This window comes from uncultured Microbulbifer sp., assembly GCF_913055755.1.
Taxonomy (GTDB): Bacteria; Pseudomonadota; Gammaproteobacteria; order Pseudomonadales; family Cellvibrionaceae; genus Microbulbifer.
Genome location: NZ_CAJXKH010000095.1, coordinates 1 through 14,592, shown reverse-complemented (window position 1 = coordinate 14,592; position 14,592 = coordinate 1). Strand labels below are relative to the sequence as shown.

At 56.6% G+C, this 14,592-nt stretch carries 15 protein-coding genes and 2 tRNA genes; 9 read left to right on the top strand and 8 right to left on the bottom strand.

Going from position 1 to position 14,592, the window contains the following annotated elements; all coding sequences use genetic code 11:
- Positions 1–246: 246 nt before the first annotated feature.
- The 3 genes from QZ511_RS14015 to QZ511_RS14005 form a co-directional block, all read right to left on the bottom strand.
- The gene (locus QZ511_RS14015; protein ID WP_295803244.1) at positions 247–549 is read right to left on the bottom strand and encodes a type II toxin-antitoxin system RelE/ParE family toxin; all 303 of its coding nucleotides are present in this window, start codon (positions 547–549) and stop codon (positions 247–249) included.
- Positions 546–788, bottom strand: a complete 243-nt coding sequence (locus QZ511_RS14010; protein ID WP_105103720.1) for a type II toxin-antitoxin system ParD family antitoxin — start codon at positions 786–788, stop codon at positions 546–548. The genes QZ511_RS14015 and QZ511_RS14010 overlap by 4 nt, the downstream gene beginning before the upstream one ends.
- 239 nt (positions 789–1,027) lie before the next feature.
- Positions 1,028–1,119: transfer RNA gene (locus tag QZ511_RS14005), tRNA-Ile, on the bottom strand.
- Between the two features lie 213 nt (positions 1,120–1,332).
- On the opposite strand from QZ511_RS14005, the gene QZ511_RS14000 reads away from it, so the two are divergent.
- From QZ511_RS14000 to QZ511_RS13990, 3 genes are all read left to right on the top strand, one after another.
- Positions 1,333–1,737, top strand: a complete 405-nt coding sequence (locus QZ511_RS14000; protein WP_295803238.1) for a CPCC family cysteine-rich protein — start codon at positions 1,333–1,335, stop codon at positions 1,735–1,737.
- 200 nt (positions 1,738–1,937) lie between these two features.
- Positions 1,938–2,195 carry a hypothetical protein gene (locus tag QZ511_RS13995; RefSeq protein ID WP_295803237.1) on the top strand — a complete coding sequence of 86 codons (258 nt, stop codon included), beginning with the start codon at positions 1,938–1,940 and terminating at the stop codon, positions 2,193–2,195.
- 278 nt (positions 2,196–2,473) lie between these two features.
- Positions 2,474–3,439 (top strand): hypothetical protein, encoded by a 966-nt coding sequence (locus QZ511_RS13990; protein ID WP_295803235.1) that lies wholly within the window; start codon positions 2,474–2,476, stop codon positions 3,437–3,439.
- Positions 3,440–3,611: 172 nt separating this feature from the next.
- On the opposite strand, the gene QZ511_RS13985 is transcribed toward QZ511_RS13990, so the two are convergent.
- From QZ511_RS13985 to QZ511_RS13975, 3 genes are all read right to left on the bottom strand, one after another.
- Positions 3,612–4,577: an L-carnitine dehydrogenase gene (locus QZ511_RS13985; RefSeq protein ID WP_295803233.1), complete on the bottom strand. Its 966-nt coding sequence runs from the start codon at positions 4,575–4,577 to the stop codon at positions 3,612–3,614.
- Between the two features lie 10 nt (positions 4,578–4,587).
- A complete protein-coding gene (locus tag QZ511_RS13980; RefSeq protein WP_295803232.1) occupies positions 4,588–5,484 on the bottom strand; it encodes a 3-keto-5-aminohexanoate cleavage protein in 897 nt (298 codons plus the stop codon).
- 178 nt (positions 5,485–5,662) lie between these two features.
- Positions 5,663–6,679: a GlxA family transcriptional regulator gene (locus QZ511_RS13975; protein ID WP_295803231.1), complete on the bottom strand. Its 1,017-nt coding sequence runs from the start codon at positions 6,677–6,679 to the stop codon at positions 5,663–5,665.
- Between the two features lie 186 nt (positions 6,680–6,865).
- Between QZ511_RS13975 and QZ511_RS13970 the strand changes: the two genes are divergently transcribed.
- The 5 genes from QZ511_RS13970 to QZ511_RS13950 all read left to right on the top strand — a co-directional run bounded on the left by QZ511_RS13970 (position 6,866) and on the right by QZ511_RS13950 (position 12,496).
- Positions 6,866–9,007, top strand: a complete 2,142-nt coding sequence (locus tag QZ511_RS13970; RefSeq protein WP_295803246.1) for a TonB-dependent receptor — start codon at positions 6,866–6,868, stop codon at positions 9,005–9,007.
- 83 nt (positions 9,008–9,090) lie between these two features.
- Complete coding sequence (locus QZ511_RS13965) at positions 9,091–10,683, top strand: BCCT family transporter (protein WP_295803229.1); 1,593 nt, start codon at positions 9,091–9,093, stop codon at positions 10,681–10,683.
- Entirely contained in the window at positions 10,676–11,566 is an 891-nt protein-coding gene (locus tag QZ511_RS13960) for a dienelactone hydrolase family protein (protein ID WP_295803228.1), read from the top strand. The genes QZ511_RS13965 and QZ511_RS13960 overlap by 8 nt, the downstream gene beginning before the upstream one ends.
- Positions 11,566–11,985: a thioesterase family protein gene (locus QZ511_RS13955; protein WP_295803227.1), complete on the top strand. Its 420-nt coding sequence runs from the start codon at positions 11,566–11,568 to the stop codon at positions 11,983–11,985. The genes QZ511_RS13960 and QZ511_RS13955 overlap by 1 nt, the downstream gene beginning before the upstream one ends.
- 127 nt (positions 11,986–12,112) lie before the next feature.
- Positions 12,113–12,496 (top strand): GFA family protein, encoded by a 384-nt coding sequence (locus QZ511_RS13950; protein WP_295803225.1) that lies wholly within the window; start codon positions 12,113–12,115, stop codon positions 12,494–12,496.
- Between the two features lie 115 nt (positions 12,497–12,611).
- Here QZ511_RS13950 and QZ511_RS13945 read toward each other — a convergent pair.
- Together QZ511_RS13945 and QZ511_RS13940 are read right to left on the bottom strand one after the other, a co-directional pair.
- A tRNA-Arg gene (locus QZ511_RS13945) sits at positions 12,612–12,688 on the bottom strand.
- A gap of 214 nt (positions 12,689–12,902) precedes the next feature.
- Positions 12,903–13,928, bottom strand: a complete 1,026-nt coding sequence (locus QZ511_RS13940) for a tRNA-dihydrouridine synthase (protein WP_295803223.1) — start codon at positions 13,926–13,928, stop codon at positions 12,903–12,905.
- 281 nt (positions 13,929–14,209) lie between these two features.
- Here QZ511_RS13940 and QZ511_RS13935 point away from each other — a divergent pair, with 281 nt between their 5' ends.
- Complete coding sequence (locus tag QZ511_RS13935; protein ID WP_295803222.1) at positions 14,210–14,449, top strand: OadG family transporter subunit; 240 nt, start codon at positions 14,210–14,212, stop codon at positions 14,447–14,449.
- Positions 14,450–14,592: the final 143 nt, after the last annotated feature.

The window sequence follows — 14,592 nt, the reverse complement described above, 5'->3', positions numbered from 1 at the left end:
TTGCGTGGCAAACGCAAAGTGCAGGGACAATGGCAGATGTTTTGTTTAGTGCATAACATCGGAAAATTGATGCGATATGGCGCGATACACTGATTCACAGGGTTAACCACACTCGGCTGCGCGAAATATGGCGAAAATACACACAAGCGTGATGTTAAAGATGTGTGATTAAATCGTGAACAACAAAAATTTAATTGAAAGCAGCCGAGTGAGGGCGACAGATAGTGTCGTTTTTCTATAGGCTCGTTAAGTGCTTAGGAGCTTCGATCTTACGTCCATGCTTTGGTGAAGAATTCTTATTATCTCAACGCAATTATTTTCACCAATTTTGTAAAAAATAATGTGAGCACCGTGCGGAATTTTCCGGTAACCGGATTGTATATTTTCGCTGCTCACACCAGATAGTGGAGATTCGGCGAGGTCATGAAAGGCATCGTCAAATTTTTTAATATAGACGTTCCGCTGGGCTACTCCCCAGCGACGCTCGATAAATTTGGCAATTCTTTTCAAGTCATCTTTTGCTTTGTGGCTTAACTTAAATGAACTCATGGAGTTTTCTTTTCATCAAGCTCGGCAATAAATGACTCATATGTATAATCGGTAAAACCGCTTTGCTCGCCTTCCTGTAGAAGTGAGCGCAGTGTTTCCAGCTTGGTTTCGGTATCTTCGAGTAACCGCAAACCTGCACGAACGACCTCACTCGCGGAGCCATAGCGGCCGCTGGCCACTTCTTTGGCTATAAATTCATCAAAGTGTGACCCTAGGGTCATGCTAGTGTTCTTGGCCATATGCCCTCCGAATACCAATAAGTACCTAAATATGGTATCGAGTGGGCGGGTTGTCAAGTACTCCGAACATGCACTTAACAAGTACAGGCAGGTTGCTACGGCCCTTCGGGCCTCCTCGGGACGCCCAACGCTATGCTGCGGGCGTATGAATTTTTCCGGCGGCATATACACGAAAAATTCCAGGCGCAGAAATGCCTTGGAATTAAACCAATAAGAAAATTACAAGGAGTTTAGGTGTGTGGTAGGGACGGTGGGATTCGAACCCACAACCAGCCGCTTATCTGGCGCTACGGAGTATAAACCCGCTGCTCTACCATTGAGCTACGTCCCCAGCAGACACGTCATCGTCCGCTAGGGATATTCGAAACTCGTATGGAAATTTGGCTGAGTGGTTCATGTAGCTAAGAGTAGAGAACTGGTACCATGGAAGCAAGTACCAATTCATTACAAATCAATGAGCTACGCGCCTACGGCGCCGGACAGCCAAGCAACGCTTCGGCTGCCGGTTATTGATGTGTAGCTGTTCTGCGCATTGGACTGCACTATGAGCGAAAGCTGGTTCCATTGGTATGTCGAGCAGGTAAATAAGAAAAAGAGTTGGGCAATGTATCGGGAACGATATTTATGTCCGTGCTGTTATATGCCCACTCTTGATGAGCGGGCTGGTTATGACATCTGCACCATTTGCTTCTGGGAGGATGATGGCCAGGATAACGATGATGCTAGTATCGTTCGCGGAGGGCCAAACTCAGATTACTCGCTTCAAGAAGCTCGCGAGAATTTCAAATGTCATCACACGATGTATAGAGAGTCTGATAGGCTAGCGTTTGATGGTCAAATGAAGCGGATTTTAAAGATTAAGAAAATGTATGTAGCATTTTATCAGGCAATAAAATCAGGATCAGATGCAGACTGGGCGTATGCGCTGCAAGTTGAAGGTCGCGGCTAAACCACATCTAACAAAAGCAATGCAGTCGACGTCTTGCTTTGGTCACTTTCGTTGAAGCTTCTATGGTCATGCGGCATGCTTCTTGGTTGGCCGTAAAACCATACAAGCGATTATAGGTGCCGTGAAAAACGCGGTTGGGAAGGCTTACGTTACGCACCAGTCTCCCCTAAACCGAGCGTAAAATTCTAAGGAGAGAAAGTATGAAAAATTCAAAATTATTTATTGCTCTCGCTCTTTTGTCGCTAGCGGCTACTGGCTGCTCAAGCTCAGGGAATGTCGTTAGTATTGATACGCCTAAAGGCCCATATCCGGATAGAAAAGATAGCGACTGGTGTCAGGAAAACTATTCTTCTGCCTCAGTAAGTTCACGAGAGCGGCAGTCGAATGCTAAATATTGTGATGAGCAAGCTCGTAGAACCTATTTGGAAGCGCAGCAAAAACGGCGCTCCGAGGGCTAAGTCTCTGCCAGATTTCACAAAGCCGGGCAGGTTGCTCTTGGCCTTCTGCCCTCCGTGGGGCTGTTACCTTTTGCACATTTTAGTTCGCAGTACTTCCATTCTCGCGCATAGGGCGCACAAGACTGTCCGTGGTCGAGGGCGACACTAAGTGTGGTCTTTCCATAGTGTTCAGAAATAGCCCCAACAAGTGCTTTTGGGCGTCAGTAGTAACGCGGCTTGGGCAGCTTGGGCTAGGCTTCTTGCGCGGCTAAATTTCTTGTCAGCGGCAGGAGCTTTTCATGCGATGGATCGTGTCCCTTTTTATTGCTCTCGGAGCAGGTTTTGCGGTTGCGGCAGGCAGTAGCTCATATAAGGAGGGGGAGGCCACAGAAGCATTGCAGCCGGAATTGCGCGGCGGTCCCTATGTCCACGTGGGCCCCAGCGATGTCGGTGTTAACATCGGGCCGGGCGTGATTGCGCCTTTTCCCACCGCCGCCTACAGCGGACCGATGACGATTACCTCGCCGACCACAATTGAAAACGTGGTTATCAACGGCTGCCTGAGAATCGAAAGTGACGATGTGACCCTGCGCAACGTCGTGATTCAATGTGACTCCTTCTATCCGGTTAAGGCCACCGACCACGAGAATGCGCGGATAGAATACAGCCTGGTGAAGTGCACAACGCCGACCAAGGTATTCCGGCTCATCGATTATCAAGACTTTGTCGTCCATCGCACCGAAACGCGCGGTTGCGAGGATCTCTTCTTTCTTAGCGGTAACAATGACGGTCTCGAGGTCACGTACAGCTACATGCACTCGCTGACGCTCACGCCTGAGTCCCACGCAGACGGTTTTCAGTTCGGTGTTGTACCGACTTCAGGCTCCGCGGTTATCCGCGGCAATTACTTCTGGGCCAATGCCGATGGACCCAAGACCGACGCGATATTCGCGGAGGGCGAGTCACATGTGCAGCTTTTGATCGAGGATAATTTTTTCCGGGTCTGGGGCCTGCGGACGATTCGGTGTGGGGGGGAGGGCAGTAGCTGCACCGTACGCAACAATGTCTACGAGCAAGCATATGAGGACATGTATTCACTCCGCTACGGCAAGCTGCTCTTCAGTTACCTTTACGGAGATGGTGCCCATATCGCATCCTGCAACCGCCTCGAAGACGGTACGCTCCTGCAGGAATTCCAGAACGGCGTTGACCGCTTCTACGGTGTCGACCACAAGGTCAGCAATTGTCCGCCGTGGCCATACTGACCCCAGCGGGTCGGTATCGCCCGTGCCCTGCGCATCTGGGAGCCCTTTTTCCCGTGGCCACAGGGAAGGCAAAGAGGAAGTGGTGTAGTGGTTTACTGAACCCTAAACCCCACATGAGTGGGGTTTAGGGTTATATGCAGCTGAACGGCCTCAGTGCTTCATGGAGAGGGTGTCATGCAAGACGTGCCCGGTGCTCCGCCAATACCTTGCCCGCACCTACTTCATATTCACTGAGCGCTTCCATGATGCGCACCAGGCAGTTGTCCCGCAGGGCTTCCAGCTCACGAATGGACTTGTCCCCGGCCTGCTGTTGGGTGCCTTCCACCATGCGGTCGATCAGCTGGTCATTCAGTTCCGGCGCTTCCAGTTTGGTCCACGGCAGTTTCAGGGCCGGACCGAACTGTTCAAGCATATGGCGCATGCCGGTTTCGCCGCCGGCCAGATGGTAGGTGAGGTTGGTGCCCATAAACGCCCAGCGCAGGCCGGGGCCGTAGGTGATGGCCTGGTCCAGCTCGCCGGTGGTGGCGATGCCATCATTCACCAGGTGCAGGATCTCGCGCCATACGGCTTCCAGCAGGCGATCTGACAGGTGGCCGTCAATTTCATTGCGGACATGCAGCGGGTGCATGCCGATTTCCTTGAAGAAGGTCTGCGCGCGTTCGATGGTTGCACTGGAAGTCTGCTCACCGCCGACTACTTCTACCAGCGGCAGCAGGTACACGGGGTTGAACGGGTGGCTGACTACAAAGCGCTCCGGGGCAACCATTTGCTGCTGCAGCACGGATGGCTTGAATCCGGAGGTGGAGGAACCGATCAGGGCATCTGCCGGTGCGGCGCGGCTGATGTCAGCCAGCAGGCCTATTTTCATGGACTCGCGCTCGGGGGCGTTTTCCTGGATGAAGTAGGCCCCTTCACAGGCTTCGGCCAGCGAGTTGGCGAACCGCAGGCGATCCCTGCTCGCGCCGGTTACCAGCCCGACTTTCTCCAGCGCCGGCCAAGCGGTATCGATGCTCTCGCGCAATTTGCGTTCTGCTTCTGCACCGGGATCCCAGGCGATAACGTCGTGGCCATTCGCCAGCAGGCGTGCGACCCATCCGGCACCAATCACTCCGGTACCGATAACTGCTGCATGTGACATATGGCTCTCCTTATCCCTGTACTTTCAGGTTCAGGCGCTCACGGGCTTCCGCCGGTGTCGCAACAGAGCCGCCGAGCAGCTCCACAATGTTGCTGGCCTTTTCTACCAGTTGCGCATTGGTCGCGAGCTCACCGCGCTTCAGGTAGAGGTTGTCTTCCAGGCCGACGCGCATGTTGCCGCCCATCAGCATCACCTGGGTGGCCATGGGGAATTGATGGCGACCGATACCGAAGCCCGCCCACTGGGCGCCGTTCGGCAGATTGTCCACCATGGACTTGAGGGTGCCGATATCCGGCGGCGCGCCCCAGGGAATACCCATGCACAGCTGGAACAGGGGCGGCTCGTCGAGCAGGCCCTCGGCCATCATCTGGTTGGCGAACCAGAGATTGCCGGTGTCGAAAATTTCCAGTTCCGGTTTTACGCCCAGTTCCTGCACGCGCTTGGCGCCGAGGCGCAGCATTTCCGGGGAGGAGATGTAAACCAGGTTGCCATCGCCAAAATTGAGCGAGCCGCAATCAAGGGTGCAGATTTCCGGGCGCAGTTCTTCGATATGGGCCAATCGCTCGATACCGCCAACCACATCGGTACCTTCGGCGAACGCCATGGGGTTCTCGTCGGGGCCCAGCAGCAGGTCTCCGCCCATGCCGGCGGTCAGGTTGATCACTACATCGGTGTCCGATTCGCGAATGCGCTCGACCACCTCGCGGTAGAGGGCTACGGAGCGGCTGGGCGCGCCGGTTTCCGGATCGCGCACGTGAATGTGGGCGATGGCTGCGCCGGCTTTGGCGGCGGCGATGGCGTCTTCCGCAATCTGCTGCGGGGTTACGGGTACGTGGGGACTCTTGTCGGTGGTGGCCCCGGCGCCGGTAAGGGCGCAGGTGATGATCACGTTGTTGTTCATCTGCATTTGGCTTTCGCTCCGGTAGAGATAAGGGAGGCTTCGGCGGCAAATGCTATTGAATGGGCTGAAAATGGCTCGCAGAAAAGCGCGGTGAAATTTCGAATTTCCGACAAGGGTGGTGAAAAAACGCAATAAAAAGCAGTGGGGCCGGCTGCTGAAGCGAGGCGGTGGTCGCGATCGGGCGCTAGCCTGCGGGCAGCTGGCGATCTTTGCTGGGACTGACTCCAAAGTCCTGGCGGTAGGCGGCACTGAAATAGGCTGCGGACTGAAAGCCGCAGGAAATGGCAATCTCGAGAACCGTCATATCCGTCTGCCGCAGCAGCTGGCGGGCTTTTTCCAGCCGCAGCTGCCGGTAATAGCGCTTGGGCGGTGTCCCCAGTTCCTTCTGGAACAGGCGCTCGAGTTCCCGCACCGAGGACTGTGAACGCTCCGCGAGTTGCTTGATGGAAAGCGGAGCGGCGAGGTTCTTTTCCATAATCTGCACCGTCTGGATCAGGCGCTTGTTGGTGGTGCTGAGTCTGCTGCGCAGGCTCATGCGCTGGGCGTCATCGGCGCTCTGCACGTGGGTATAGGTGAACTGCTCGGCGACCGCAGTCGCCAGTTTCTGGCCATGAGCCGCGCGGATAATGTTCAGCATCATATCGAGACTGCTCAGTCCGCCGGCGGCGGACACCCGGCTTTCCTCAATAATGAAGCGCTCGGGTACCACCTGGATGGAGGGGTAACTCTCCTGAAAGCCGCTGCTGGCCTCCCAGTGCACCACCGCTTTTTGCCCCTGCAACAGGCCGGCTTTGGCCAGGATGTGGGCCCCGGTATCCACGCACCCAAGGCTGACACCGTTGGCGGCAAGCCGGCGCAGCTCCGAATACAGCGTATCCCCGCAGCCCTCCAGGGGATTGAAGCCGGAGATGACGACCACGGTTTGGTATTCGACGGGGCAGTCGGCGAGGCTGTACTGGACTTCCAGCGACACGCCGTTGGAGGCGGTAACGGGCTCACCGCCTTCGGACAGGAAGGTGAACTCGAATAACTGCCGATCGGCCAGGCGGTTGGCAACCCGCAGGGGCTCGGAGCAGCAGGCCAGGGCAAAAAAGGAAAACTGGGGGATCAGCACAAAGCCGATGTGAACCACATCACTCTGCCCGAATTTGGGTGGTTGAAATGTATCCAGGGTGTCTAGTTCGTGGGACTTATCGGTCATGTCGTAATTGATTAAGAATTCGTCGCATTTTAAAAAGTATATGCCTGACCAGGCAGTAGGATAAGGCCAACTTTTCGCCCGGGTGGATATTTTTGAAGCCTATACGATCAATAACTCATTGGAAGTTGAATGCGACCTCATAGTCAAACGTCTGAATCCCTCCCCAAATTAAACCCCTTGTCCAAGGTGATTTCCGCCTCCCTGGTGGCAATCATCAGCCAGAGCGCTGCGGCGCAAAGCGCGGGCGACAACAAAGGCAACCTGTCCCTGGAAGAAGTGACCGTCACTGCCCAGAGAAAATCCCAGAACCTGCAGAGCGTCCCCATCGCGGTATCCGCCTTCGGTGAAGAAGCGATGGAGCGGGGCAATATGCTCGACGTTGAAGACGTCTCCGCAATGACTCCGGGATTTTCTTTGTCTTCCTACAACCCGGTAACCCCGCAGCCGTATATCCGCGGTGTAGGTACCAACTCCAGCTCCGTGGGTGACGATGCGTCCGTTGGTGTATTTATTGACGAAGTCTACGCGGGTCGCGCCGGTGGCTACCGCGCCGACATGTTCGATGTGCAGCGGGTGGAAGTACTGCGCGGACCGCAGGGCTCCCTGTACGGTCGCAACGTTGCCGGCGGTGCAATCAATGTGATTACCAATAACCCCACCGACACCTTCGAGGCGAAGGCCAAGGTAACCGGAGGCAATTACAACCTGAAAGAGTTCCGCGGCATGCTGAGCGGCCCGCTGGCGGAATCGGTAAACGGTCGTGTTGCCATCTCCCGGCGCACCCGGGATGGCTGGATCGAAAACGTGAATACCGGCAACGAGCTGGGCAACCAGGACAATCTCTCAGCCCGCGGCAAGCTGGCGGTAGAGCTGGGTGATCGCACCGACCTGATGTTGAGTGCCGACTACGCCACCGACGACCTGGTGGGTTCCGGTGCGCGCAGCATCACCGGCTACCAGGATATTTTCGGTGTGGCGCACCCCACCGAAGGCGAAGCGGACCGGGTCGACAATTTCGTTGACGGTTTTGCCGAGCGCGACATGTACGGCGTGTCCGCCAAGCTGACGCACTCCCTGGAAACGGTGGACCTGATCTCCATCACGGCCTACCGCACTCAGGACTACGCGTTCAATGATGACGTCATGGGGCGCTACCTGGCACCGGTGGGCGCGGCCATGACCAATGACGCACAAGAGGAATCCAGCCAGTTCAGCCAGGAACTGCGTATCCAGTCTGCCGGAAGTGAAAGCCTGGAGTGGACCACCGGCCTGTATCTGTTCCAGGAAGAAGTTGACCGGGTGGAGAGCTTCGACTCCTCCCGCGTGTACGACCTGATGGGTTACGCGGGCCTGAGCTCGCGCCCGCTGTGGGATGCCAGCAACAAAACCACCAGCTACGCGGTGTTCGGTGAAGCAACCTACCACTTCAGCCCCGCACTGAGTGCGGCACTGGGTGGCCGCTACACATACGACAACAAGGACTTCTCCAGTGTCGCCACCGGCGCTCCGGACCTGTTCGGTTTCCTGGCCGAGGACTACGCAGTCGCGGAAGAGAAGAACTGGAAAAAGTTCACCCCGAAAGCCACGCTTACCTATACCACCGAAGACGCGGACATCGTATACGCGACCATCTCCCAGGGGTACAAGGCCGGTGGTTTCAATGGTATTGCCGCAACCGAACAGGGCGCTACCGTCGCCTTCGATCCGGAAAATGCCACCAACTACGAGCTGGGCTTCAAGAGCAGCATGCTCGGCCAGCGCGTGCGCCTGAACGGTGCCGTGTTCTATCTCGATTACAGCGACCTGCAGAGCTTTACCGTCGACCTGGAAACCGGGCAGGTTGAAACCGCGACCGGCGATGCGGAAATTCGCGGGGTTGAGCTGGAGGCGTCTGCGCTGGTGACCGATGCGCTGATGCTGGCGCTCAACTACGGTTATACGGATTCCGAATACGTGAGTTTCGAATCCGATCCTGCAATTGTTGGCAACAACCTGGCGCGCACGCCGGAGCACTCCGCATCCGCGAGCATCAATTACGAGTGGATTTTGGGCAATGGCTCCGCCATCAACTTCAACACCAATGTGATGTATCAGGACACGGTGTATTACAGCGTGGGTAACGATGCCGCCGCGTCCGATGATGGCCACACCCTGGCGAACGCCAACGCCACATGGGACAACTATGCGGGCCTGAAGGTATCCCTGTGGGGCAAGAACCTGACCGATGAAGAGTACATCGTGCACGCATTTGAGCAGTCCGGGATGGGCTTCGCAATCATGGGTGAGCCCATGACCTGGGGTATCAGCGTAACGCGCGATTTCTTCTGAAGTCCGCCCGTTATGCCGTCCCGCTCGGAGGTGCCGGTAGCAACCGGCACCTCCGCTATTTATCCTGAACAGGAAAAAAGCGAGTGAAAACATCCCCAACCCAGGGTCAGCCGAAACTGGACCTGCCGGTATTTATTCCCGCCTTCGGTATTGCCTTGATTGCCGCCTGCTTCCTGGTGTTCAAACCAGAGCAGGCGCAGGCGCTGGCGGCACACCTCATGTCGCTGGTCACCAGTCAGTTCGGCTGGCTGTTTGTATTCTTTGGCTTTGGTACTTTCGTGTTTGCCTTGTGGCTGGCATTCGGCCGCTTCGGCCAGGTCAAGCTCGCGCGCACCGATGAACCGCCGGAGTATTCGGAGCTGAGCTGGGCGGCGATGATGTTTTCCGCCGGGATCGGTATCGGCCTGGTGAGCTGGTCGTTTGTCGAGCCGATCTATTACCTGTCCACGCCGCCGCTGCATATTGAGCCGCACTCTGCGAAAGCCGCCGAGTGGGGGCATATGTACACGCTGTTCCACTGGAGCTTCGTGCCCTGGGCCATGTATGCGGTGCCGTCGGTAGCGGTTGCCTATATTCTGCATGTGCGCCACCGCCCGTTCCTGCGGATCTCGGAAGTGTGCCGGCCGGTGCTGGGGGATCGCGCCGACGGCTGGATGGGCTCGGTGATTGATACCCTGATTATTCTCGGGTTGATCGGCGGCGCCGGTACCTCACTGGGTCTCGGGGTTCCGCTGGTTTCCGCGCTGACCACATCGTTTTTGGGCATTGAAGAAACCCTGATGACGCGCCTGGGCGTTATTGCCGTCTGGACGCTGATTTTTGGCGTCAGTGCCTATAAGGGATTGAAGGCCGGAATCCGCATCCTCAGTGATATCAATATTTTTCTCGCCATTGCCCTGGTGCTGCTGGTTCTGCTCGCCGGCCCCACGGTATTCATCCTGTCGATGTCGGCGAACAGTGTCGGCCTGATGCTGGACAACTTTCCCCGTATCAGTTTCTGGCTTGACCCGGTCAAACACGGCGGCTTCCCCGATGCCTGGACCCTGTTCTACTGGGCCTGGTGGATTGCCTATGCGCCGCTGATGGGGCTGTTTTTCGGGCGTATTTCCCGCGGGCGCACGATTCGCCAGATGGTGCTCGGTATCATCCTGTGGGGCAGCCTGGGGTGCATTTCGTTCCTCAGTATCTGTGGCTCTTACGCGCTGAACCTGGAGCTCTCGGGCACTCTGGAAGTTTCGCAACTGCTGAGTGAGCGCGGTATTCCGGCTACGGTGGTCGAGATTGTCAGGACCCTGCCGTTCAGCCAGCTGGTGCTTGCCGCATTTACCCTGCTGAGCTTTGTTTTCCTGGCGACAACCCTGGACTCTTCCGCCTATGTGCTCGCCAGTATCAGTACCAAAAACCTGTACGGGGAACAGGAGCCGGGCAAGCGCAACCGGGTTGCGTGGGCATTTGCCCTCGCCCTGATTGCAGTGGGGCTGCTGTTTGCCAGTGGCCTGCAGACGGTCAAGTCTCTCACCATCATTCTGGCGCTGCCGTTGGCGCTGGTTCTGTTTGTCGTGTTCCGCGCGCTGCTGCGGGTGCTGAATGACGACTTTGGTCGCGCGGTGGCGAAAGAGGCACTGGTTTTCGACCAATCGAAGAATTATGCGAATAAGGATTCCCAAGATGTATAAGTCACTTGTATTGCTGGCCGCTCTGGCCTTTACGCCTTTTGGCTACGCTGCGGACGAGAGCCGCGAGGAACTGGAAGGTGTGGTGGAAGAGGGCAGCATGGAGTCGTTTGTAGCGAATGCCATCGCCCACGCCAAGGCGACGGTTGCGCAGACCTCTCTTGCTGCCATCAGCAAAGATCTGCGGCCCCATGACCACCGCTTTTTTCCCAAGGGCAAGCAGAAAGTGCCGACGGTGCTGTTCTTCCACGGTTGCAGCGGGCCCACCGCCAGTCACGAGAAGGACTGGGCCAAACGCCTGAACGATGCCGGCATCGGCATGATTGCGGTGGACAGCTACACCGGGCGCAACATCGACTGGCAGCAGGCGTGTAACTTACAGGTAATGACTCCCTGGCAGCGCTCCGCGGATATCCTCGCCACCATTGAAGACGTGAAAAAGGATCCGCAGGTGGACGCGGACCAACTGTACCTGGCGGGCTTTTCGCACGGCGCGGTCACCATCTGGTCTGCGCTGGCGCAGGCGTCAGACGAGTCCGCGCCCATCGGCCTCGCGGCCTGGCCGCAGGTCGGCTTTGCAGACCGCGTGCAGGGTGCCTTCATGTTCTACGGAACCTGCATGCAGCCGTGGACGGTGGACGTGGATGCGGTCATGTTCCTCGGCACTGAGGACCGCTATATCGAGGAGGAAGTCTGCCAGGCTTATGCGCCCAGTCATCCCGCCGGTGCCGGCAAACTCAGCCTCAAGATCTATCCGGGGGCAACCCATACCTTCGATCACGCCAAGCCCAACCAGGCGAATATTGAGGCGGGCTCGGTATACGATGCCAAGGCGACAGAAGATGCCTGGCAAACCATGCTGCAGATGATCAAAGGGCATCAGTAATGGCGAGCGTTCGCACATTCTCCGGCGTGGCGCACACCTGGCTGTGCGATGAAATGGGGCACATGAATACCCGCAACTATGTGGGAATGTTTGACGATGCGATGCAGCATTTCATGTTGCTGCTGGGGCACGATGCCATGGTGGCGGGCGAGCGCAGGCTGGGCTGGGCCGATGTCCGCCACGAAATCGATTACAAGGCAGAGGTCCCGGAAGGGGCGCTGGTGCACGTGGACTGCCAGGCGCTGCGGGTGGGCAACAGCTCCATCACTTACCTGCAGACACTGGTGCTCAGTGAAACCTCGGAAGTGGCTGCGGTCAACAAGGCGACCTCCGTGCTGTTCGACCTGAAGCAGCGTACCACGGCGCCTATTCCCGACGTCATGCGCAACAATGCCGAACGCTACAGGGAAGACGCATAGGCCCGGCAGCGTCGACTTTTCTGATTTAAAAACCCCGCCGCCGCGGGGTTTTTGTTTTTATACTGTGCCCCGAAACCTGTAGACGATAATGATTGCCTGAATTGACGGGCCGAGGGGAGGGTTGAGGATGATTTACCGGGGGAGCTGCCATTGTGGCGCGGTGACTTTTGAGGTGGAGGCGCCGGAGGTAGTTGAGGCGGACTACTGCAATTGTTCCGTGTGTAAAAAGTCGGGCTACCTGCATTTGATTGTGCCGCGCAGTCGCTTTCGTCAGCTCAGCGGAGAAGATGCGCTGACAACCTATACCTTTAACACCGGTGTGGCGAAGCATACTTTCTGCAAGACCTGCGGGGTAAAGCCGTTTTATATTCCGCGCTCCAATCCCGACGGGGTGGATGTCAATGTCCACTGCCTGGATACCCAGGGCGTGGCGGTCAATATTACCGAGTTCGACGGCCAGAACTGGGAGCTGCACGCGCACAAGCTTGCGGCCAAAAGCCGGGAGGACTGAGGTGTCACCCGGGATAGGGGGGGCGAGGGCGGATCGGTTGATCCGGGATTGCCGGGAAAATAGTAAGGCAGAAAAGAAAAAGCCCCGATCTCGCGAGAGATCAGGGCTTTCTGTATGGCGCGCTCGGGAGGATTCGAACCTCCGACCGCCTGGTTCGTAGCCAGGTACTCTATCCAGCTGAGCTACGAGCGCGTCGTTGTGGATGCGAACTATAGTGAGCTGCCTTGTCTTCGTCAACTCTTTTTTTAAAGATTTTTTGAAAAAGTCTTTAAAAATCCGCAAGTTACCGAGCCTTCTGCCTGTGCGAAGCACCTTGGCTTCAGCTCGATAGGGCGCGCATTCTGCCGTGCCGGTCGGGCCTTTGCAAGCACTTTTTGCTCTTTGTTTCGGCGGCGCCAATACCGCGTCAGGCGGCACGATTTTTTTGGTCTGAGGGTAGGGTGGCCGGTGCTTCTGTATTTCCATCGAGCTGCTGTCGGAAAGCCGCTTCCAGCACTTCCGGTTCCCGGTGCCGTTTGATGGCATTGAAAAAGACCGTTGCTTCCGGGTAGCTCAATTTCAGGTAGGCCAGCCACTGTTTGACCCGGTTGCCCAGATACTTGGCCGGGTAAAGTGTCTGGGTTGTCTGGTAATAGGTGTAGAGCAGCTGTGCGATTTCCCGCCAGTTCATGGGGGTATAGTCCCGGCCCTCACAAAACGCGCGAATCTGCAGTCCGATATCCGGCCGCGCCAGCAGGCTGCGCCCGAACATGTAGGCGTCACAACCGGTCACCTCACGGCAGCGTTTAAAGTCTTCCAGCGTCCACAGGTCGCCATTGGCGATCACCCGGATACCCAGCTGGGCGCGGATTTCACCAATATACTCCCAGTAGGCTGGGGGGCGGTATCCATCCACCTTGGAGCGCGCGTGCACCGCTAGCTCTGTGGCGCCGCCGGCCTCTGCGGCGCGGGCATTGTCGAGGTAGCTGCTGCGGTCGGCAAAGCCCAGGCGAATCTTGGCGGTGACCGGGATTTCCGTGGGTACCGCATTTCTTACCGCGGCAACAATGGATTCCACCCGGTGTGGCGACTGTAAAAGGCAGGCGCCCCCATCGCTGTTATTCACGGTTTTGGCCGGACAGCCGAAATTGAGGTCAATCGCCCGTGCACCCGCGCGGACGGCACGTTCGGCATTGCGCGCCATGGATTCGCTATTACCGCCCAGCAACTGGAGACGAACCGGTGTTCCGGAGCGGGTCATTGCATTTTGTTCCAGCTCCGGACAGAGGCGGGTAAATACACGACGCGGAAGTCGGGTGTGAGTGACCCGGACAAACTCCGTTACACATACATCGATACCGCCCAGCCCGGAGAGCAGGGCGCGAACGTGGTGGTCGATAACCCCTTCCATGGGCGCCTGATAGATCAGTGGAGTCGGATGTTTCTGGGGCATGGCGCGTCTGAATCGGTGCTGTGGTCTGGGTGGGTTTACATCGGAGTGACAATTGTACGGATTTCTTTGGCGCAGGGAACGTTGCGCGTAGAACCGACGCTCGTGGTGAAATGGCAAAGTGCACATTTTGGTAACGAAAATGGTCGATTTTGCCTGTTTCTTACGGGATCTTGGTTGCTTGTGTAACTAATAAGTGTTTGATTTCAAAGGGAAGTTGTATTGATAATATCTCCCGCAAAAATAAGGGTACCGCAACGAAAATATAACAAGGGGTAATTCCAATGCAGGAATCTCTATTGCAGCAGGGGCTGGACATTACGCTGTTCGGCATGGGAATTGTTTTCACATTCCTGCTGGTCCTCATCATCTGCACCACCCTCATGTCCCGCGCTATCGGCCGCTTCCTTCCCGAGGCGGCGCCTGAACCTGTTGCGTCAGGCGCACCGGCCAGCACGGACGATGTCCGTCTGAAAAAAATCATCAAGGCTGCGATCGAACAGCATCGCAAAAATCGCCGATAAGCCGGTTTTCGCCTATTCGCTGGTTACGCGTTTAACCAATTCGTAAATCACTAAGAAAAATTATTTAGAGAGACGACCCATGACTGAGGTTAAAAAGCCACTGGGGATTACCGATGTAGTCCTGCGCGACGCCCACCAGTCGC